Annotated in this window: 13 protein-coding genes and 2 pseudogenes; 4 read left to right on the top strand and 11 right to left on the bottom strand. The window is 61.7% G+C overall.

Features of this window, described 5'->3' with window-relative positions; genetic code table 11:
• Positions 1 to 28: 28 nt before the first annotated feature.
• Positions 29 to 1,009, top strand: a pseudogene (locus FBY36_RS07630) (ABC transporter ATP-binding protein); the annotation flags it as partial.
• Between the two features lie 119 nt (positions 1,010 to 1,128).
• Here the strand turns inward: FBY36_RS07630 and FBY36_RS07625 are convergent.
• From FBY36_RS07625 to FBY36_RS07615, 3 genes are read right to left on the bottom strand one after another with little or no spacing between them, the layout of a single operon-like run.
• On the bottom strand, positions 1,129 to 2,529 hold the full coding sequence (locus tag FBY36_RS07625; protein ID WP_142118273.1) for a phosphotransferase: 1,401 nt from the start codon (positions 2,527 to 2,529) through the stop codon (positions 1,129 to 1,131).
• Positions 2,526 to 3,431: a sensor histidine kinase gene (locus FBY36_RS07620; protein ID WP_142118271.1), complete on the bottom strand. Its 906-nt coding sequence runs from the start codon at positions 3,429 to 3,431 to the stop codon at positions 2,526 to 2,528. The genes FBY36_RS07625 and FBY36_RS07620 overlap by 4 nt, the downstream gene beginning before the upstream one ends.
• On the bottom strand, positions 3,428 to 5,356 hold the full coding sequence (locus FBY36_RS07615; RefSeq protein WP_142118269.1) for an AAA family ATPase: 1,929 nt from the start codon (positions 5,354 to 5,356) through the stop codon (positions 3,428 to 3,430). The genes FBY36_RS07620 and FBY36_RS07615 overlap by 4 nt, the downstream gene beginning before the upstream one ends.
• Positions 5,357 to 5,702: 346 nt before the next feature.
• Here FBY36_RS07615 and metH point away from each other — a divergent pair, with 346 nt between their 5' ends.
• Positions 5,703 to 9,344 (top strand): methionine synthase, encoded by a 3,642-nt coding sequence (gene metH / locus FBY36_RS07610; protein WP_142118267.1) that lies wholly within the window; start codon positions 5,703 to 5,705, stop codon positions 9,342 to 9,344.
• 227 nt (positions 9,345 to 9,571) lie between these two features.
• On the opposite strand, the pseudogene FBY36_RS07605 reads toward metH, so the two are convergent.
• From FBY36_RS07605 to FBY36_RS07570, 7 genes and pseudogenes are all read right to left on the bottom strand, one after another.
• A pseudogene (locus FBY36_RS07605) lies at positions 9,572 to 10,225 on the bottom strand (AAA family ATPase).
• Positions 10,226 to 10,236: 11 nt separating this feature from the next.
• Positions 10,237 to 11,058 (bottom strand): fumarylacetoacetate hydrolase family protein, encoded by an 822-nt coding sequence (locus FBY36_RS07600; protein ID WP_142118265.1) that lies wholly within the window; start codon positions 11,056 to 11,058, stop codon positions 10,237 to 10,239.
• Positions 11,059 to 11,171: 113 nt separating this feature from the next.
• Complete coding sequence (locus FBY36_RS07595; RefSeq protein ID WP_235008754.1) at positions 11,172 to 12,089, bottom strand: HpcH/HpaI aldolase/citrate lyase family protein; 918 nt, start codon at positions 12,087 to 12,089, stop codon at positions 11,172 to 11,174.
• A 233-nt stretch (positions 12,090 to 12,322) separates the two neighbouring features.
• Positions 12,323 to 13,492: a tartrate dehydrogenase gene (locus FBY36_RS07585; protein WP_142118261.1), complete on the bottom strand. Its 1,170-nt coding sequence runs from the start codon at positions 13,490 to 13,492 to the stop codon at positions 12,323 to 12,325.
• Between the two features lie 36 nt (positions 13,493 to 13,528).
• Positions 13,529 to 14,476, bottom strand: a complete 948-nt coding sequence (locus FBY36_RS07580; RefSeq protein ID WP_142118259.1) for a phosphoglycerate dehydrogenase — start codon at positions 14,474 to 14,476, stop codon at positions 13,529 to 13,531.
• Positions 14,477 to 14,575: 99 nt separating this feature from the next.
• Positions 14,576 to 15,949 carry a cation:dicarboxylate symporter family transporter gene (locus tag FBY36_RS07575; protein WP_142118257.1) on the bottom strand — a complete coding sequence of 458 codons (1,374 nt, stop codon included), beginning with the start codon at positions 15,947 to 15,949 and terminating at the stop codon, positions 14,576 to 14,578.
• Between the two features lie 95 nt (positions 15,950 to 16,044).
• Positions 16,045 to 17,211, bottom strand: a complete 1,167-nt coding sequence (locus FBY36_RS07570; protein ID WP_142118255.1) for a mandelate racemase/muconate lactonizing enzyme family protein — start codon at positions 17,209 to 17,211, stop codon at positions 16,045 to 16,047.
• Between the two features lie 232 nt (positions 17,212 to 17,443).
• On the opposite strand from FBY36_RS07570, the gene FBY36_RS07565 reads away from it, so the two are divergent.
• Positions 17,444 to 18,142: a GntR family transcriptional regulator gene (locus FBY36_RS07565; protein ID WP_142118253.1), complete on the top strand. Its 699-nt coding sequence runs from the start codon at positions 17,444 to 17,446 to the stop codon at positions 18,140 to 18,142.
• 301 nt (positions 18,143 to 18,443) lie between these two features.
• The gene (locus tag FBY36_RS07560; protein WP_442858258.1) at positions 18,444 to 18,962 is read left to right on the top strand and encodes a DUF6994 family protein; all 519 of its coding nucleotides are present in this window, start codon (positions 18,444 to 18,446) and stop codon (positions 18,960 to 18,962) included.
• Between the two features lie 93 nt (positions 18,963 to 19,055).
• On the opposite strand, the gene FBY36_RS07555 is transcribed toward FBY36_RS07560, so the two are convergent.
• Positions 19,056 to 19,244, bottom strand: coding sequence for a hypothetical protein (locus tag FBY36_RS07555; protein ID WP_142118251.1), 189 nt, complete (start codon positions 19,242 to 19,244; stop codon positions 19,056 to 19,058).
• Positions 19,245 to 19,311 lie beyond the last annotated feature (67 nt).

Genomic DNA, 19,311 nt, shown 5'->3' with positions numbered 1-19,311 from the left:
ACTTATCCAAACTGAAGGATGACGTTCCTTGGGGAACCTGGTGTACATGGGGATCGCCATGGTCGGCGGGCCGCAGGTGGCGTCTGGGGCCAGGCAGCTGGGCGATGTGCAGGCATTCATCCAGTACTCGCGGCAGTTCACCATGCCTCTGGCGCAGCCTGGGTCCATGGCCAACGTGCTGTAGTCCGGGGTGGCTTCTGCCGAGCAGGTGGTTTGACCTGCTGGATGAGGACGGGGAGTCTGCGGAGCCTGCCGCGTCTGCTTCGCCGGTTTTTGGGCGCGGGCGGCTGGTGTTTGCGGATGTGTCGTTCTCGTGTTCGGCTGATAACCCGCTGATCTCCGGGCTTTCCCTCGTGGCCGACCAAGGGCAGACGGAGGCGATCGTGGGACCCACCGGGGCGGGCAAGACCACGTTGGTGAATCTGATGATGCGGTTTACGAGCTGGACGCCGGACGGATAACGCTCGATAGCGTGGACGTCACCGGCGCCGCCGCGTGAGCTCCGCTCGCGTGTGGGATGGGGCGGCAGGATAAGTGGCTGTTCGGGACGACGTCGCGTACGGCCAGCCCGCTGCCACCGAGGACGAGATCCTTGAGGCTGCGCGGGCGATGTACGTGGACCGGTTCGTCCGGTCGCTGCCGGACGGGTACGACACCGTGCTGGATGACGAGGGCGCGAACGCGTCGGCGGGGGAGAAGCAGCTGCTGACGATTGCGCGGGCTTTCCTGGCCCGGCCTTAGGTGCTGATCCTGGATGAGGCGACGTCATCGGTGGATACGCGGACCGAGGTGCTGGTTCAGAAGGCGATGAGCGCGCTGCGGTCCGACCGGACGTCCGTCCATTGTCATCGCGCACCGCCTCTCCACAATCCGCGACGCCGACCTCATCCTGGTGATGGAAGCCGGGCAGATCGTGGAGCAGGGCACGCACGCATCGCTGTTGGCCGCTGGCGGGGCTTACGCGCGGCTGTACGAGGCCCAGTTCGCGGCGCCTGCGGCGGAGTCTTAGGCGCTCTCAGTTGGCAGTGCACAGTTTTGCGCTGATTCACTAAACTACTTCACTCACAAGTGAAAACTGGAGCGAAGAGCTAAGGCGTTCCATAGAATCAGGGGTGCGGTAGCGCGACGTTATCGAGTAAGAAACGAAGCAGCTGAAGCTGCTATCGCTACCGCTATATCTGGATCTACATCGTCATACTTCAGTTGCCGTAGCGCATGCGAATAAGCGATCGCGCAGATCGCGGCTTCAGTATCAATACTTGAAGCCCACGATCGGCAAGCCCTAAGAAACTCCTCATGGGGAGCTCCCTCGGCAAAGCGGTCTATATCCCACCACGATTCAAGGTTTCTGGGTTGGGGCCATCCTGACCCTCGGGCTGGTCCCTGCAAGTGGAAGAGAACGCTCAATTCTAGTGTGATCGGATCTGAGGCAGAGGTCCCGACGCCCAAATCACCGAAGTCAATCAGCATGGGACCACCGTTTGCATTCACTAGGACGTTCTCGCCATGAAGGTCTCCATGAATAACGCCCGTCCTGACTTCAACTGAGATTTCTTCTAGCGCGAGAAGCTCAGGCAGTGCAGCAATGCCGTCGGGAAGCTTTTCGTCAGGAATGCGGGCCCGTCGAAGATCGGCAAGGGAAAAGGAATGGGGAACGGTCGGACTGTGCCAGGCCTCCATTCCCACTTGCAGTCGTCGGACTATCTCGGCCCCAGCTTCCGGGCTTTCCCTGAGGACCTGGAAGATGGAGCGGTAGCTATTGCCTGCGAGGGTGGAAAATAGGGCCGCCTCTTTGCGTAAGCCGCTAAAGGTAGCAGTGAGGGCTGGGGCGAAGAAGCCAGGCTCCAGTCGATTGCCGGCAAATTGGTGGTAGCGATTGAGCTCATCACGAGCTGATTCGAAATCCAATACTTTTACAAATACGGAAGCGATTCCGCCATGTGTGTCGGTAAATCGAGCTGTGGCTACTTCGGCCCCCGATAATCCCTGTAGTGGTGTTACCGCAGCTGATCTACTACCGATGGATTTCGCGTAACAGCGCACCGCCCTCGCCATCATGGGAGAGATTGTGAGAGTTGATTCCACCTTGCACCAGTCGTCAAGGTCGGACAGTGCTTTAGCGAATCCTCTTAGAAGTGTGTCCAGTCGAGCCAAGTCACTCTTCAGGCACAACTGCACCATTGGCACGGAATTCAATCCGTAAATATCCGCGACTCCTCCCGACGACAGTTGATCCGTGATGTTGCTAGGTGTGGCGAATCCTGTTAGGAAAATGATGGGAGTGCCAGGGCAGACAGTCCTAGCCTCAGAGTGAACCGCGAGCCCATGTTCTTCGGAGATATCTAAGCTATTTGCGGTTGGGGGAATACGCAAGTCACAAAGAATCAGATCAAACTCGTCGAAACGGATGGCTGATAAGGCGGCATCTCTGTAGCGGGCAATGGTAGGAGTTACGGTTGTAACTCTCGCAAGTGCATCTGACGTAAGTCGAATGCTTCGGTCCTCATCTTCAATAAGCAGAACCTTCACGTAGTTTCCTTTCCGACGATCTCCACTAAGGGCCAGCGGATCTCACACGATATTCCCCTATGTTCTCGAGGTACCAGTTTGATAGTCCCACCGAGTGAGGCGACGGCGCGTTTCGTTATGGGAAGCCCCCATCCAAAGTGAGTCTCTTTCGACTTGCTTGTGATACCCGGTTCCCAAGCGCGTTCATGACCTTCTGGGAATCCAACTCCTTCGTCGAGGACTACAACCCAAGAATAACTGTCCGTAACCGCACAATTAACGAGAACTTTCACTTCAGTTTTTTCACTTGCCTCCACGGCATTTTTAATCACATTCTGTAACGCGATTCGCAGTAGGCCGGGATCGCCGACGGTGATTACCGGATCGAGTCTTGTCGCCAGTACTTGCTCCTCGGTGTATCCGCAGTAGTGAATGACTTCTAAGATTAGGCTTGACAGGTCAAACTCTTCATTGTTGGCCGACGCAGATGCCTCGTAAAGTCGATGAATAACTTGAAGAAACTCAGTGGTTCTAGCCAAAGCCGCAGCAGATCGGCTGCCGGCGAAGGGGAGGGAGATCTCGGCGGCTACTGCTGCAGAGATGTCTGCCAAGAGAGGGTGCATCTCGTGGAGTAGCGTTTGAGTTACATTCTGTATTGCTTGGGACCGGATATCCTCTAACTCGGACTCCGCCTTGGGGGATATCCAACTTTCATCTGAATCCGGTATGGCTGTACTAGCTTGCCATTTGCCGATGACGCGCGCCAAGGTATGCCGCACCCACGAGTCGGCTTCTTGGCGTTCATATTGGCGAAGTTCGGGAAGCTTTGAAAAATCTTTTGACTTTGCAAGAAGACGGGCGCCTTTTAGGCGGTCGCTCGAGCGGGGGGACGCTAGCAACGCAAATCCTTCATCTATGCTCAACGACGGCTCACCGTTTCATTGCGATAGAAAGCGGCACGAGTTGCAAACGCTCGTTCGCCTCCCTCCATGATGTCAGTGACGGCCGCAATAATTTCTGGCGCGTCCAAGTCACCCGCATGGGTGAGATAACCGCGGTCTCCATCGGAGTTCATCACAAGTACGCGATTTGCTCCTCCGAGCACAGGGATATTGGCATTGTGGGAAGAAAAAATAAACTGGTCGCTAGGCTGGCGGCTTTGCAGGGCTGAGACTAATGTAGAAGCGATGAAGGCATTGTCTAGATGGTCTTCGGGTTGGTCAACAATGAGGGGGTCGCCATGATGACCAAGAAGTATGGGTAGAACTGTTGTACATCTTTGCCCAATAGAGAGGCGGTCGCTCGCCTTGAACTCTTGCCCGTCAAGGAGTTCAAGCGTAACTCCGTCCTCAACAGTGCTGGCGATGATGTCAGGGGTGCCTCCCGCTCTGAGGGCGGCGATAATGGAGGAGGCTCTGTCAGGTGAAATACCGATGGCGCCGCCAAGTTCAGTCGCGTTGTTTTGCTCAACCCAACTAACGACTTCGTGAGGAGCTGCTGCTTGGGCGAGCATCGGCGCAAGCGAGTTGTAATGCAGGCCGCTACCTCTCAGAGCTGCGACGATGGTAGAGCGATATGCCTCCAAATTTTCCGATTTCGCTAGCCTGATGCGGATAGCGGGAGCTAGAGTTCGGTTCAGTTCACGCACGATTGCAAGGCGATCTGAATACACCTGGTCACGGAGTTCCTCTGCCTTGAGCTGGACGCTATCGCGTTGTGCTGAGACGCTCCGCAGTCTGTCCGTCCGTTCAGATAGCCGGTTCTGAAGTGCGAAAAGCTGACCTTGATATTCCTCGAGCTCGACCACACGCCGAGTGGTAAGACCTATTCCTGCCTGAAGCTCTTCAAGACTTTGCCGAAGTTGACGACTGGCCTCGTCTACCTGGACTTGGCGCTGCGCCGTTTCGTTTCGTGCAGCCTGCAGGCTGTTTCTTACCTCTGCCAACCGTGTCAACGAGGTGTTGAGCAGGCGCTCTACGTCTGCTAGGAGGAAACGCGCACCTGTCAGTGGATCATCTTGGTCGTCGGCCGGCCACGTCTGCAGGACGGACGAGGCATCGGAAGCTAAACGAGTCAGTGCGCCAGCCAAGGATTCAACACTTGATTCGCTTTGGTCCACCACGGACTCACGCAGAGCGAGACGTTGGCTGTCTTGTTGGAGCGACAGCAACCGGAGCTGCTGATCCTCTGTAGCCCGGGCGTTATCCAGTAGCTGCTGCTGGTGCTTCCTTGCCTCATCAAGATCTGCCGTGACAGCGGACATCGAGGCTATCTGTTCCGACAATCGGCCGCCGTCATTGAGGATGGCCAGTATCTCGGTCGTTAAGCTCCGGACATGAGCCAGCAGATTGCTCATCATCTTTGCTGTCTCATCTCGATTGGCCCTGAATCGGTCAATGAGGTGAAGTCTGCCCGCCGCTTGGGCGCCCACTGCCTCCACTTCATTTTGGGCGAGAACGGTGCACGTAGGTTGCCTTGTCCCTGTGGTGGTCACATGACCTGAAGCTGATCGCGTCACAAGAAATGAAGAGTCACCATCCCGCATAGTGACGGTGACAGCTCCCCCTTCTAGGATCGCCACGGCCTGCTGACGTCCTCGATTTGCAGCATCTTCAGTAAACGCTCCAGCTCCAAGGCAGTAGCGAATGAGCTCTATTAAGGAGGTCTTGCCGGTCCCTCGCGCGCCGATTATGACGTTTAAGCCAGGCGAAAATTCAACATCTAATCCAGATAGGAACCCCTCCGTCTCAACCTGGACTCTCTGAATGTACAAAAGTGCTCCCCTTTGTGCCGGGCTGAAGTCCGGAAAGTGATAAGTCGTTCCCCGCTTAGGTTCATTTACGATCATACTGTCCGGCTCACCTGCGAAAACGATCAGCTACAGGGCAGCTCTTCAAGTAAATCCTTTTGTGAAGACCTAGGAACGCGCTCGCCAGGACGGGGCTGTCGGTGGGACCGCCTCGGACTCACCTGCTTCGAAACTCACGGTTCCAGAGCCGGCTCTATCAGTGCTGGCATCGGTGGGCAATCCACACCCGCCACCGGCTTATTGCCGGTCTATCAAAAGGCTTCAGTGTCATTGCTATTCACAGGCCGAGGCTTATCCCTCGCCTCACCCAGCAAGCACACCAACCCCCGTCGTAGTACACAGACACACAGCGCAACGCAGGCGCCCCCGCCCGTAACCTGTTTAAATGCCTCGTTTCGCACTGGACATCGAGTCCGTCCCCCGCCCCGCCCGTTCCCAGGAACTCCTGGACGCCGTGAACCACCGCGTGGTCATTGCAGACGGAGCCATGGGCACCATGCTCCAGGGCCGGGACCTGCAGCTCGACACGGACTTCCAGAACCTGGAGGGCTGCAACGAGATCCTCAACGACACCCGTCCGGACGTCATCGCTGACATCCACGACGCCTACTTCGCCACCGGCATCGACGCCGTGGAAACCAACACCTTCGGCGCCAACTGGTCCAACCTCTCCGACTACGGCATTGACGACCGGATCGAGGAGCTCGCACAAAAAGGCGCCAAAATCGCCCGCGAACGCGCCGAAGCGGCCGAGGAAACGGACGGCCGCATGCGCTGGGTCCTCGGCTCCATGGGCCCCGGCACCAAGCTCCCCAGCCTGGGCCACACCAGCTACGACTACCTTAAGCAGACCTTCGCCCTCCAGGCCGAGGGCCTCATCGACGGCGGCGCGGACGCGTTCCTCATTGAAACCAGCCAGGACCTCCTGCAGACCAAAGCCGCGGTCAACGGCTGCAAGCAGGCCATCGTCTCCAAGGGAGTTCGCCTCCCGATCTTCGTCGAGGTGACGGTCGAGACCACAGGCACCATGCTGATGGGCTCCGAAATCGGCGCCGCGCTCACCGCGCTCGAGCCGCTCGGCGTCGACGCCATCGGCCTGAACTGCGCCACCGGTCCGGACGAGATGAGCGAGCACCTCCGCCACCTCTCGAAGCAGTCCTCCGTCGCCATCGCCTGCATGCCCAACGCCGGGCTGCCCGTCCTTGGCGCCAACGGCGCGCACTACCCGCTCTCGCCCGCCGAACTCGCCACCGCGCACGAGCAGTTCGTGCGCGAATTCGGCCTGGGCCTGGTGGGCGGCTGCTGCGGTACGACGCCAGAGCACATGGCCGCCGTCGTCGAACGTCTTGCGCCCTTCCGCGCCAAAGCCGTGGTCACTAACAGCGGAAAGCAGGCAAGAATCCCGGAAGAACGCGAAGCCGGCGTCGCCTCCCTCTACCAGCATGTGAACTTCGACCAGGAGTCTGCCTACCTGGCCATTGGTGAGCGCACCAACGCCAACGGCTCCAAGGCCTTCCGCCAGGCCATGCTCGAAGAGCGCTGGGACGACTGCGTGGACATCGCCCGCGAGCAGATCCGCGTCGGCGCGCACCTGCTGGACGTCTGCATCGACTACGTGGGCCGCGACGGCGTCGCGGACATCAAGGAGGTGGTGAGCCGCTTCGCCTCCGCCTCCACCCTCCCGCTGGTCATCGACTCCACCGAACCGCCCGTCCTGCAGGCCGGCCTGGAACTCATTGGCGGCCGCCCGGTGGTCAACTCGGTCAACTACGAGGACGGCGACGGTCCGAACAGCCGCTTCGCCCGGATCATGCCGTTGGTGAAGGAACACGGCACCGCCGTCATCGCCCTGACCATCGACGAACAGGGCCAGGCCCGCACCACGGACGGCAAGGTGGCCATCGCCTCCCGCCTCGTCGACGCCCTGGTGGGCGAGTGGGGCATGCGCGTCGAAGACATCATCGTCGACTGCCTCACCTTCCCCGTCGCCACCGGCCAGGAGGAAACCCGCCGCGACGGCATCGAAACTATCGAGGCCATCCGCCAGATCACCACGAAGTACCCGGGCATCAACACCACCCTCGGCGTGTCCAACGTCTCCTTCGGTCTGAACCCCGCTGCGCGCATCGTGCTGAACTCCGTGTTCCTGCATGAAGCCGTTCAGGCCGGCCTGACCAGCGGCATCATCGACGCCGCCAAGATCGTCCCGCTCGCCTCGATCCCGGAAGACCAGCGCAAGGTGGCCCTGGACCTGGTCTGGGACCGCCGCGAATACGACGCCGACGGCAACACTACCTACGATCCGCTCGCCATCATGCTCGACATGTTCGCCGGCGTCGACACCGCAGCGCTCAAGGACCAGCGCGCCGCCGAACTCGCCGCGCTGCCCACGGGCGCGCGCCTGGAACGGCGCATCATCGACGGCGAAGGCAAGGGCCTCGAGGCAGACCTGGACCTGGCCCGCAGTGAGGGCATGACCCCGCTGGGCATCATCAACGACCACCTGCTCGAGGGCATGAAGGTGGTGGGCGAACGCTTCGGTGCCGGTGAAATGCAGCTGCCCTTCGTCCTCCAGTCCGCCGAGGTCATGAAGAACGCCGTGGCCCTGCTGGAGCCGCACATGGAGAAGTCGGACTCCTCTGGGAAGGGCACCATGGTCATCGCCACCGTCCGCGGCGACGTGCACGACATCGGCAAGAACCTGGTGGACATCATCCTCACCAACAACGGCTACAAGGTAGTCAACATCGGCATCAAGCAGGGCATCGCCGAGATCATGGCCGCCGCCGAGGAGCACAACGCCGACGTGATCGGCATGTCCGGGTTGCTGGTGAAGTCCACCGTGGTGATGAAGGAAAACCTTGCGGAGCTGCAGTCCCGCGGGCTCGCCAAGAAGTGGCCGGTCATCCTGGGCGGCGCGGCCCTCACCCGCGCCTACGTGGAGCAGGACCTCGCCGAGCAGTTCGACGGCGTGGTCCGCTACGCCAAGGACGCGTTCGAGGGCCTGTCCCTCATGGAGCCCTTGGTCCGCGTGGCCCGCGGCGAATCACCGGAGGACGTCGGCCTGCCGCCGCTGAAGAAGCGCATCCACAAGGGCGGCGCGAAGTTCACGGTGACCGAGCCCGAAGCCATGCCCGGCCGGTCCGACGTCACCTCCGACAACCCGGTCCCCGTGCCGCCGTTCTGGGGCACGCGCATTGTCCGCGGCGTCTCGCTCCACGACTACGCCGCCTTCCTTGACGAGCGCGCCACGTTCATGGGGCAGTGGGGCCTCAAGCCCGGCCGGGGCGAGGACGGCGCCTCCTACGAGGAACTGGTGGAACGCGAAGGCCGGCCGCGCCTGCGCTACTGGCTGGACCGCGTCCTGGGCGAGGGCATGCTGGACGCCTCCGTCGCCTACGGCTACTTCCCCGTGGTCTCCGAGGGTGAACAGGTGGTGGTGCTGCACCACGGCGAGGATCACGACGGCGTCCTGGGCCAGGCAGGCCTGCTCGCCCCCGACGGTGGTTCAGGCGGCCCGATCGGCACCGACCGCCTGCGGTTCGATTTCCCGCGCCAGCGGCGCGACCGGCACCTGTGCCTGGCTGACTTCGTGAAGTCCCGCGAGTCCGGGCAGATCGACGTGCTGCCGGTGCAGTTGGTTACCGCCGGTTCCAAGATCGAGGAGTTCACCTCCAAGATGTTCGCGGCCAACCAGTACCGCGACTACTACGAGCTCAATGGCCTGGTCATGCAGCTCACCGAGGCGCTGGCGGAGTTCTGGCACGCGCGGATCCGCAAGGAGCTCGGTTTTGTGGCCGAGGAGCCCAAGGACACGGCAGGGTATTTCAAGCTCGACTACCGCGGTGCGCGGTTCTCGCTCGGCTACCCCGCCTGCCCTGACATGGAGGACCGGCGCAAGGTGACGGAGCTGCTGAAGCCGGAGCGCATGGGCGTGGTCCTCAGCGATGAGCTCATGCTGCACCCCGAGCAGTCCACCGACGCGTTCGTGTTCCACCACCCGGAGGCGAAGTACTTCAAGGTGTGAAATTTCGGAAAACTTCTTTGTCTCCTAAAAATCAGAAGGCTCCCCTCGGCTCATCGCATATACCCGGCAAAGGAGCTGTCTCCCACCGAAGGCGCGTACAGAGGACCACGCTGGGGATTAGGCGCCATTGTCGTGCAGTTGCGACACGGAGCCTTCAGGGACGAGATTTGGTCGACGGCGCTTGTGGCCTGAGCTTTTTGGCGGTGTTCTGGTGGCGCTCTTTGTCGTTAGTTACCTATAACGAGGGTGCTGGCGGCTGCTTCGATGACGTCGTCGGTGATGGTTTCGAGTTGGTTGATCGGTCAGTACGCGGGTGATCTGGGGGAAGAGTCGTTCGAGGAGCCGGAAGTTGCCGCGGGTGATGCGTTCGATTGCGGCGATTGCTTGAGTGTCGGTGAAGTCGTCCGGATCGAGGTCCTGCCGAGTCTTTTCCAGTGCCGGTCGAGGACGAATAAGAGTTCGTCCCGGCCGAGCGGGCGGTAGCGGTGGGAGAAGCCGAGGCGGCTGTATAGCTGGGGGTAGTGGCGGAAGCGTTGGTCGATGCCGGGCATGCCGATGAGGATGATCCCGAGGTGGGTGCGGTCGTGATTGTCGCGGAGAAGTTCCAGTGCAGTGGGGGTGAGGCGTTCGGCTTCGTCGATGATCAGCAGTTCGACCAGTTTGGTGATGCCGTTCATGATGCGGGGGGTTGTTGTGTCGTCTCGGTGGAGGTGGCCATCGATACAGGAGGCGATCCGGACTTGTGAGCGATGGATTTCTGCCATGAGTTCTTTGGGACGGCAGAGTACTTCAGGAGTGTAGAAGACGGCGCGGGCGCGGAAGCGGACGCGTGTCTCGAAAAGCTTTTGTTTTCTGAGACAGAAGTGCGTTGGTTTCTTGATACCGGTTCTCGTCAGCTGGCTTCTGCCCTAACGGTGTTGGTGATGCTGCCGACTCCTTCGACGGCCACGGTGATGGCGTCGCCGTCCTTGAGGAATAGTTGGGGGTCCCGGCGGTAACCGACTCCGGCTGGTGTACCGGTGAGGATGACGTCCCCTGGTTCCAGGGTGGTGAATTCGGAGATGGTGGCGATGAGTGTGGGGATGCTGAAGATCAGGTGGGAGAGGTCGGATTTCTGTACCACTTCCCCGTTCAGGGTGGTGCTGATGCCAGCTTTGCTGATGTCGGTGTCTGCCGGCGTGACGATGTGCGGGCCGAGCGGGGTGGTGTTGTCCCAGATCTTGCCCTGCAGCCATTGGTGGGACTTGTTCTGGAAGTCGCGCATGGTTACGTCGTTGGAGACGCAGTAGCCAAGGATGTGCTCCATGGCGTTGTGTTCGGCGATGCGGCGGCCTGTCTTGCCGATGATGACGGCGAGTTCGCCCTCGAAGTCGACCTGGGTGGATTCCGGGGGAAGGATGATGTCGTCGGCCGGTCCTATGAGGGTGGATGTGTACTTGGGGAAAAGGACGGGAAAGGTGGCCGTGCTGGGGTCATCGGCATGGTCTTTGTAGTTCAGGCCCACGCAGAGGATCTTGCCAGCCCTCGGTGACGCCGCGCGCAGGGTGACTTCGGATAGGGGAACCCGGGATTCGGTCAGACGGGCGGCACTGGCAAGGAGATCGGCGGAGGTTTCCGGTCCGATGTCGGTGAGCCCGGCTAACGGGATGAGGTAATCGCCGTGAACTTCGCCGAGGTAGTTGTGACCCTTATACCGGTAGTTTGCGTAAGCCATTCGTTCTCTCTTCATGGTTGTGTTTGCTGATGAGGCTGCTCGGGTCGGACGTGCGAAGGGCCTGGTTGTTCGCCTTGGCCGCCTCATGCAGGCGTCCGAGTCGGGAGCGGGCGTTAGTGTGCCGGGTCCACGCCAAAGGCGACGGCGAGTTTCATGATCTTCTCGGCGCGGCCCAGGCGGGGCAGCTCGGAGCCGTCGCGGATGACGCGGCCGTTGGCTTCGAAGTCGTTCATGAAGTCGGTGGCCCAGGTGACGTCGGACGGCGTGGGGCTGATGACCTCGTTGATGACCGGGGTCTGGTCGATGGCCAGGCAGAGCTTGCCGGTCATGCCCATCATTACGGTGATGCCGGTCTGCTCGCGCAGGATGGGGTGGTTGGTGCCGACGGTGGGGCCGTCGATGGGGCCGGGCAGGTTGCCCACGCGGCTGGCGACCACGAGCTTGGCGCGCGGGTAGGCCATGGCTTCCGGGGTGGCGGCCATGCCCGTGTCGCGGCGGAAGTCGCCGGAACCGAAGGCCAGGCGGAACGCGCCCTGGGCCTTGGCGATGTGGTTGGCTTCCTCGATGCCGAGGGCGGATTCCACCAGGGGGATCACGGGGGTCTTGCCGTCCATGCGGTGGAAGCTCTCGGTGACCTGGTCCGCGGATTCGGTCTTGGCGAGCATGACGCCCAGCAGGCCCGGCGTGCCGCGCAGCCCGGCGAGGTCATCGGCCCAGAACGGGCTGGTGGCGTCATTGATCCGGACCCAGGCCTTGCCGCCGGCGGTCAGCCAGTCAATCACGTTGCCGCGGGCCTGGTCCTTCTGGGACGGGTCCACCGCATCTTCAATATCCAGGATGATCGAGTCGGCACGGGAGACGGCCGACTGTGCGAAGAGCTCCGGCTTCATGGCATTGACCAACAGCCAGGAGCGGGCGATCTCTGCGGAGATATTGCGTTCAGGGACGAAGCCCGGGAGCACATTGCTTAGCACCGGGGAGGTGTAGGAGGTGTCTTCGGTGCTTTGGGGCATGTAGGTGGGCTGCGTCATGGGTCTCCGTGCTAGTTCAGTCATGCGATGGTGCTGTCGAGGTCGTGCGGTAGCAGATCAGTCTTCGGCTTCTTCCGGGTGCGCCCACACCTCGATCCGGGGCGCGGCTTCGTACATGGTGCGTGGTTGGGTGGCGTCGCCTGCGATCCAGAGAGCTGTGGAGTCTGCCATGGCGTCATCCACGGTTCCAGTGCGGATGAGTTGGCCGTGCTGGCGGATCTGAACGGTCGATCCTATGAGCCGTCGCCAGTGGAGGTGCTGGCGGAGCATGATCCGCTCTCCGACGGCGGGTGTGCGCCCGTTGCTGGGGCCGGTCGAGGGGGCCATGATGCAGTCAGGGACGATGCCACGGCTTTGCCCAGTTCCTTTGTGGTGGCATTGCCGCCCATGTCCGGTGTGAGTGCCTGATGTCCATCGGCGAGCACGGTTTCCATGGCGGTGGTGATGGCGGTTGCGGCCTCGGGTTCCCCCAGGTGGTCCAGCATCATTGCGGCGCACCAGATCTGGCCGATGGGGTTGGCGATGCCCTTGCCGGCAATGTCCGGCGCGGAGCCGTGGACGGGCTCGAAGAGGCTGGGGAACCGGCGTTCGGGGTTGATGTTGCCGCTCGGGGCGATGCCGATAGTCCCGGTGCAGGCCGGGCCCAGGTCAGAAAGGATGTCGCCGAAGAGGTTGCTGGCGACGACGACGTCGAACCAGTCCGGGTGCATGACGAAGTTCGCGGCCAGGATGTCGATGTGGTATTTGTCGACCTTCAGGTCCTTGAAACCCTTCGCCATGGCTTCCACGCGTTCGTCCCAGTAGGGCATGGTGATGGAGATGCCGTTGCTCTTCGTGGCGGAGGTCAGGTGCTTCTTGGGCCGGCTTTGGGCGAGGTCGAAGGCGTACTTGAGGATCCGGTCCACGCCGGTGCGGGTCATGACGGTTTCCTGGACCACGGTTTCGCGGTCGGTGCCTTCGAAGATTTTCCCACCGATGCTGGAGTATTCGCCTTCGGTGTTTTCGCGCACGACGTAGAAGTCCACGTCGCCCGGGACGCGGCCGGTCAGGGGGCTGGGCACCCCGGGAAGGAGCTTGACCGGGCGCAGGCTGACGTACTGGTCGAAATGCCGGCGGAACTGCAGCAGGCTTCCCCACAGCGATACGTGGTCAGGGACGACGTCGGGCCAGCCGACGGCGCCGAAGAAGATGGAGTCGAACTGGTTTAGTTCCTCGAACCACCCGTCGGGCAGCATTTTGCCGTGCCGGGTGTAGTAGTCAGCCGAGGCGTAATCGAAGTGCTCGTATTTGAGGTTGAGGTCGAAGGCTGAGGCTGCGGCGTCCAGGACGCGCAGTCCTTCGGGTACGACTTCGGTGCCGATTCCGTCGCCGGGAATGACTGCGATGCGGTGGGGTTTCGACATCAGGGAACCTTCTTCGTCGTTGTCGGGTGTTTGGGGTTAGCGATCGACCGGGTGGGCCGGTTCGCGGTTTTCGAGGACGTCGATGACGGCGTGTGCGGCTGCCAGGCCGGCCCGTGCCCGTGCCTCGATCGTTTGTCCGGCGAGGTGGGAGGTGATGACCAGGTTGTCCAGGCCGCGTAGAGGGCTGTCGTCGGGTAGGGGTTCGCTCTCGAGTACGTCCAGCGCGGCGCCGGCGATGGTTCCGTCGGAGAGTGCTTTGGCCAAGGCTTGTTCGTCCACGAGGGAGCCGCGTGCGGTGTTGATGAGGACCGCGGTGGGTTTCATTGTTTGCAGCCGGGGCGCGTCGATGAGTTTGCGGGGGCTTTGGCCTCCGCGGGTATGCAGGGAGAGGTAGTCGGCGCTGGCGATGACGGTGTCGAGATCCGTGTACTGGAATGTGGTGTTTGCTGGGTCCGGGTGGGCGGTGCTGACCAGCACGTTCATGCCGAGCGCTGCGCCCAGGTTCGCGGTGGCGCGTCCGCTGGGACCGTAGCCGATGATGCCGAGAGTGGATCCGCGCAGTTCGTGGCCGGCTTCCCGGGGCCAGCGGCCGTGGCGGACGGCGGTGGTGACCTCCAGTAGGCGGCGTGCGGACATGATGATCAGTCCGATGGCCAGTTCGGCGACGGAGTGGTGGTTGGTGCCCGGGGCGTTGCAGACCTTGATTCCTTGTGCGGCCGCGGCCTCGACGTCGATGGAGTCGTATCCCACGCCGCTGCGGGCGATGACTTTCAGGGATGCGGCGGCGGAGAGCATGTCGGCGGTGACCGGTTCGCTGGCGAGGATGGCTCCGGAGATGCCGTCGAACAACGAGCGGCGTTCCTCCAGTGTCCGTGAGCCTCTGGACGGTGCGTAGACGGGTTCCAGGCCATGGTCGCGGAGGAGGTCGTAGACGGCATCTCCGGCGTGCAGGTAGTCGGTAGTGATGAGTATGCGCCGGGCCATGGTGTGGTGTTCCTCGTCGGTATAGCGGTGGGCTGGTGCTGGGTGAAGTACGCACCGGGCAGGGCCGCCCCCCGGGGAGAGAGGCGGCCCTGACAGGGTTTAGTGGGCGTCGACCGTCTCGGTCTCGACGTGGTCGGCCGTCCTTGCCGGGAGTTCGTTTTTCTTTCGACCCGATGCGTGTATCACGTCGCGGGCCTGTGCCAGGTCGAAGTCTTTCTCCCATTTGCCGACGACGACTGTTGCCAGCACGTTGCCGATGACGTTGATGAAGACGCGGCCTTCGTTCAGGAGGCGGTCAACGCCGACGATGAGGGCGAGGGCCGCGGTGGGGATCGCGCTGACGGCTCCCAGGGAGCCGGCGAGCACGATGAAGGCTCCGCCGGCGACGCCGGCTGTTCCCTTGCTGGAAATCATCATGATGCCGACCATGGCCAGCTGCTGTTCCCAGGAGAGGTGGATCCCGACGGCCTGGGCCAGGAAGACGGATGCCATGGTCAGGTAGATCGCGGATCCGTCGAGGTTGAAGGAGAACGCGGATGGGATGACGATGCCGACGGTCGGCTTGCCGACGCCCATGTTTTCGAGCTTCTTCATGACCTGCGGGAGGACGGCCTCGCTGGAGCATGTTGCCAGGGCGATCAGGAGCTCGTCTTTGAAGTAGCGCATGACGGTGAAGATGTTCAGGCCGCAGGTCCGGGCGATGATGCCGAGGACGACGAGGACGTAAACGATGCAGGTGGCGGTGAAGAGCAGGATGAGGAAGCCGAGCTGCTGAAGGCTGGTGGCCCCGTACTTGGCCACGGTAGCGGCGAGGGCGCCGAAGGTGCCGATGGGTGCCAGGCGCATGAGCCAGCCAACGATCCGGAAAATAACGGTGGATAGGGCGCGGATGCCGCCGGTGAGCAGGACACCGGATTCGCCCGAGAGGTTCAGTGCTGCGCCGAAGACGATGGAGACCAGGAGGGCGGCCGGGATGGCGCTGCTGGTGAGGGCGCCGAAGAATGACGTGGGGATCAGGCTGGTGACGAACTCGATGCCGTCAAAGCTCTTGCCGGCGCCGGGGATTTTGTCGGCGTTCAGCTTGGACACGTCGATGTTCATGCCGTCGCCGGGGTGGAAGATGTTGGCGACGAGCAGGCCGATGAGCATCGAGATGAGGGAGAGGACGATGAAGTAACCGAGGGCCTTGATGCCGATTCGTCCTGCTTTGCGGAGGCTGTCCATGGACGCAACGCCGAGGGTGACGACGCAGAAGACGACCGGGATGATGATCATCTTGACCAGGGCGATGAACCAGTCGCTGAGCGGGGTCAGCTGCGAGCCGACCTGCGGGATGAACATGCCTACGAGGATGCCGAGGACTCCTCCGAGGAGTACCTGGAACCAGAGTTCACGGATCAGACGCCCGAACCGGGACGACTGTTTGGGCGGGTGTGGGGAATGCTGGTGGTCCTGGACAGTGTGGGAAGACATCTTGGGTGCTCCTTTGCACGTCAGACAGAGAAGTTTGGGGTGGTTGTCTGGTCCCGGGCGGTTCTGCTGCCCGGGACCAGACAGGTGTGGGTGGTTTACTCGTGCAGGCCGCGCAGGACCTTGTAGAACTCGGCCTTGCCTTCCAGGCCAATGCCGGGCAGGTCGCCGGGGGCTACGCGGCTGTTGACGACGACTGCGTCGTCGGTGAAGCCGCCGGTGGGCTGGAATTCGCCGGGGTAGGACTCGTTGCCGCCGAGCTTGAGGGCTGCGGCGATGTGCAGGGAGAACTGGTGTCCGCCGTGCGGGATGCAGCGGCGGGAGGACCAGCCGTGCTGGGCAAGCATGTCCTGGATCCGGCGGTATTCGGTGAGGCCGTAGCTCAGGGCCGGGTCGACCTGGATGAAATCCCGGTCCGGGCGCATGCCGCCGTAGCGGACCAGGTTCCGTGCGTCCTGGAGGGAGAACAAGTTCTCTCCCGTGGCGATGGGGTTCCTGTAGTGCTCGGAAAGGGTGGCGTTCAGGGCGTAGTCCAGCGGGTCGCCGACTTCTTCGTACCAGAACAGTCCGTACTTATCGATGGCTTTTCCATATTCCAGGGCGGTGTCCAGGTCGAACTTGCCGTTGACGTCCACCATCAGGCGGGAAGCATCGCCGTCGAGGACCTCGATCACGGCCTCGATGCGGCGAAGGTCCTCCGCCAGGTCGGCGCCGCCGATCTTCATCTTGACAATGTTGTAGCCCTGGTCAAGGAAGCCGCGCATTTCGTTCTGCAGGTCTTCCAAGGTCTTGCCGGGGGCGTAGTAGCCGCCGGCGGCATAAACGAAGACGTCCTTGTCCGGATTGCCGTCACCGTAGTGGTCCGAGATCCAGCGGTACAAGGGGACACCGGCGATCTTTGCGGCGAGGTCGTGCAGCGCCATGTCGGCCACGCCGACGGCGACCGACCGTTCGCCGTGGCCACCGGGCTTTTCGTTGGACATCATGATGTCCCATGCCTTCTCCGGTGACAGTTCGCCGTTCTCATCGATGAGATCCTCGGCAGGAGCATCCAACAGGCGCGGCAGGATGCGGTCCTGCAGGATGCCCGTAGCGTTGTAGCGGCCGTTGGAGTTGAACCCGTAGCCGATCAGGGGTTTGCCGTCGACAAACACATCGGAGACGAGCGCGATGATCGTGCAGTCCATCTTGGTGAAGTCAATGAACGCGTTCCGAATCGAGGAACTGATCGGGATGGTGCCTACGTGGGCGGAAACGATTTTCATCTTTGAATCTCTCTTGGTCGGATCTTATTTCTTATAAGATTGATGCTCGCGCCATGGCATTGGCTGCGCATCTGGCGGGTGGGGGATGCAAATATCTTATAAGACGTTGAATTGCGGTTAGCGGGCCGTGACCCGGAGCACAAGCCTGGCATCGAGATTTCTTATAAGATGTTGCTTGGAGGGCTACACTTAGCGGGACGGGGGCAACGCTCCCACAGATTTGGAGCGGCAGATGAGTACCAACGTCTTTTCGAGCAAGGGCAGCCTGGCGTACAGCGAATTGCGTCAGATGATCCTCTCCGGCGCCTTGGCCCCCGGCTCGCGCATCTCTCAATACGAGTTGGCCGAAAATATGCAGATGAGCATCACCCCCCTGCGTGAAGCCATCCGCCGGCTCTCGAGTGAGGGCCTGATCACGATGGACACCCACCGCGACTCCAAGGTGGCTGACATGAGCGCCGCCGAAGCCCGCGAACTGCTGGAAGTCCGCCTCTCCCTGGAGCCGTCCGCAACGGAACTGGCCGCCTACCGCCGGACCGACACTGACATTGCCATCATCCGGGCGGCCGCCGAAAAACTGCTCCCCGTCACGCGCGTGTGGGGCGAAGACGCCATCATCGCTCACCGCGACTTCCACCGCGCCGTCTACACGGCTTCTCACAACGCGACCCTGATCAAGCTCCTCGATGACCTCTGGGACAAGTCCGACCGCTACCGGCGCATCGGCCTGGAGCTGCCTTCCGGCGACGAGCCCCGCACCATCGACCTGAACCAGCACCACCAAATCCTTGAACTCGTCACCACGGGAGACGGGCCCGGCGCGGCAGAACTCGCTCGCACCCACATCGCAAACAGCCTCACAGCATCGGTAACAGGTGCCTTGGAGGAGCGGGAGAACGAATCCCCGTCCGACCTTGAGAGAACCGCCTAAAACCGCGCAGGCTTTTTAGGTCCGAGCTTCCTCATTCACAGCGTCATCTGGGGCGACATTCAGTGTCGTGAAAACGCCGCCATATAGCGCCGCGAGTAACAGACGGCGCTATCGGGAACGCCGCCCCCCGTTCCCCTGCCCAGAGGGCAACGTCCCCAACGGTTTAAAACCTTGTTCCTCGCGGCAGCCCTCCGCTTCATGTTCAGGAGCGTTGGGTCTTGCTCACGGCGGCTTCTCACGCGGGGAACCAAACGGCGTGAGAAGCCGCCCCATCTTCAGGTCCGCCTCCTACACGACATATATGCGTCCAAAGGCTTTGGTCGACGCCATTGCCGGTCTAACCGAGGAGCAGCGGGCCCGCTACCTCAACCCGACGTACACCGTCGGCAGTGCGATGATTTGGCCGGTCAGGTCCAAGGACCGACCCACCATGAACCAGGCACGAGGGATCAGGTCGCTGATCTCTGACCGCATGGACCTCACCCTTGAGTGCATCAGGCGCCACTACGCAGGAGAACCGGAGAGTCCGCTTGCCGATGTCATCACAGCCTACGCGGACTTCTTCGCGCTCTTCGGTGAGCAGGAGGAGAGGTTCAGGTGTTTTGTGGACTTCTTCCACTTCCAGGACCTGATTACGACCGACTACAACGAGGTACGGTTCTTCCTGCCGTTCGACAACTTCCAGCGTCGCGGGACACCGGCCACGACTGCAGAGTACGTGGAGTACCGGGAGAACGTACTGGATTTCATCAACAAGCGGGCGCAGCGCATGGCTAAATGGGTCGAGGAGAACCACCCGGACATCGAGGTTCGCGGGTAGTTACTTGAGGTTCCGTCGCGTCAAACCGTGAGTTGTAGCCGGTCACTGGCCTGGGTGGAGCGCGGCAAGGATGGCCCGCCCCACCAGCCACTATCAGCGGACGCCGCGGTCGGTGTCCACATACGAACCCGGGCGGACCTGAGTGCCATGCTGGCAATTGCAGCCACCATCCAGCTGCAGCCGAACGGTCACCGGACTCGATGCTTCGAGCCGGATGTCGACATGCTCCTGCCCGTTGCTGCTAAGGCGGAGAATTGATTCTTGGTCGGTGAGAAGGGTCATGTGATTGCCTCTGCTGATATATGGAGAGTGGATGCGCGTGCCACCCGGGCGGGTTGCTGCTTACGGT

The sequence above is a fragment of the Arthrobacter sp. SLBN-122 genome (assembly GCF_006715165.1).
In the GTDB taxonomy this organism is placed as follows: Bacteria; Actinomycetota; Actinomycetes; order Actinomycetales; family Micrococcaceae; genus Arthrobacter.
Note: the sequence above shows the minus strand (reverse complement) of the source record. Positions and strands in the feature narration are given on the sequence as shown.

Coding starts and splice junctions, on each gene's coding strand:
- FBY36_RS07615 (WP_142118269.1), bottom strand. CDS start 5,356: ATGATCGTAAATGAACCTAAGCGGGGAACGACTTATCACTTTCCGGAC.
- metH (WP_142118267.1), top strand. CDS start 5,703: ATGCCTCGTTTCGCACTGGACATCGAGTCCGTCCCCCGCCCCGCCCGT.
- FBY36_RS07600 (WP_142118265.1), bottom strand. CDS start 11,058: ATGGCTTACGCAAACTACCGGTATAAGGGTCACAACTACCTCGGCGAA.
- FBY36_RS07595 (WP_235008754.1), bottom strand. CDS start 12,089: ATGACGCAGCCCACCTACATGCCCCAAAGCACCGAAGACACCTCCTAC.
- FBY36_RS07585 (WP_142118261.1), bottom strand. CDS start 13,492: ATGTCGAAACCCCACCGCATCGCAGTCATTCCCGGCGACGGAATCGGC.
- FBY36_RS07580 (WP_142118259.1), bottom strand. CDS start 14,476: ATGGCCCGGCGCATACTCATCACTACCGACTACCTGCACGCCGGAGAT.
- FBY36_RS07575 (WP_142118257.1), bottom strand. CDS start 15,949: ATGTCTTCCCACACTGTCCAGGACCACCAGCATTCCCCACACCCGCCC.
- FBY36_RS07570 (WP_142118255.1), bottom strand. CDS start 17,211: ATGAAAATCGTTTCCGCCCACGTAGGCACCATCCCGATCAGTTCCTCG.
- FBY36_RS07565 (WP_142118253.1), top strand. CDS start 17,444: ATGAGTACCAACGTCTTTTCGAGCAAGGGCAGCCTGGCGTACAGCGAA.
- FBY36_RS07560 (WP_442858258.1), top strand. CDS start 18,444: ATGCGTCCAAAGGCTTTGGTCGACGCCATTGCCGGTCTAACCGAGGAG.
- FBY36_RS07555 (WP_142118251.1), bottom strand. CDS start 19,244: ATGACCCTTCTCACCGACCAAGAATCAATTCTCCGCCTTAGCAGCAAC.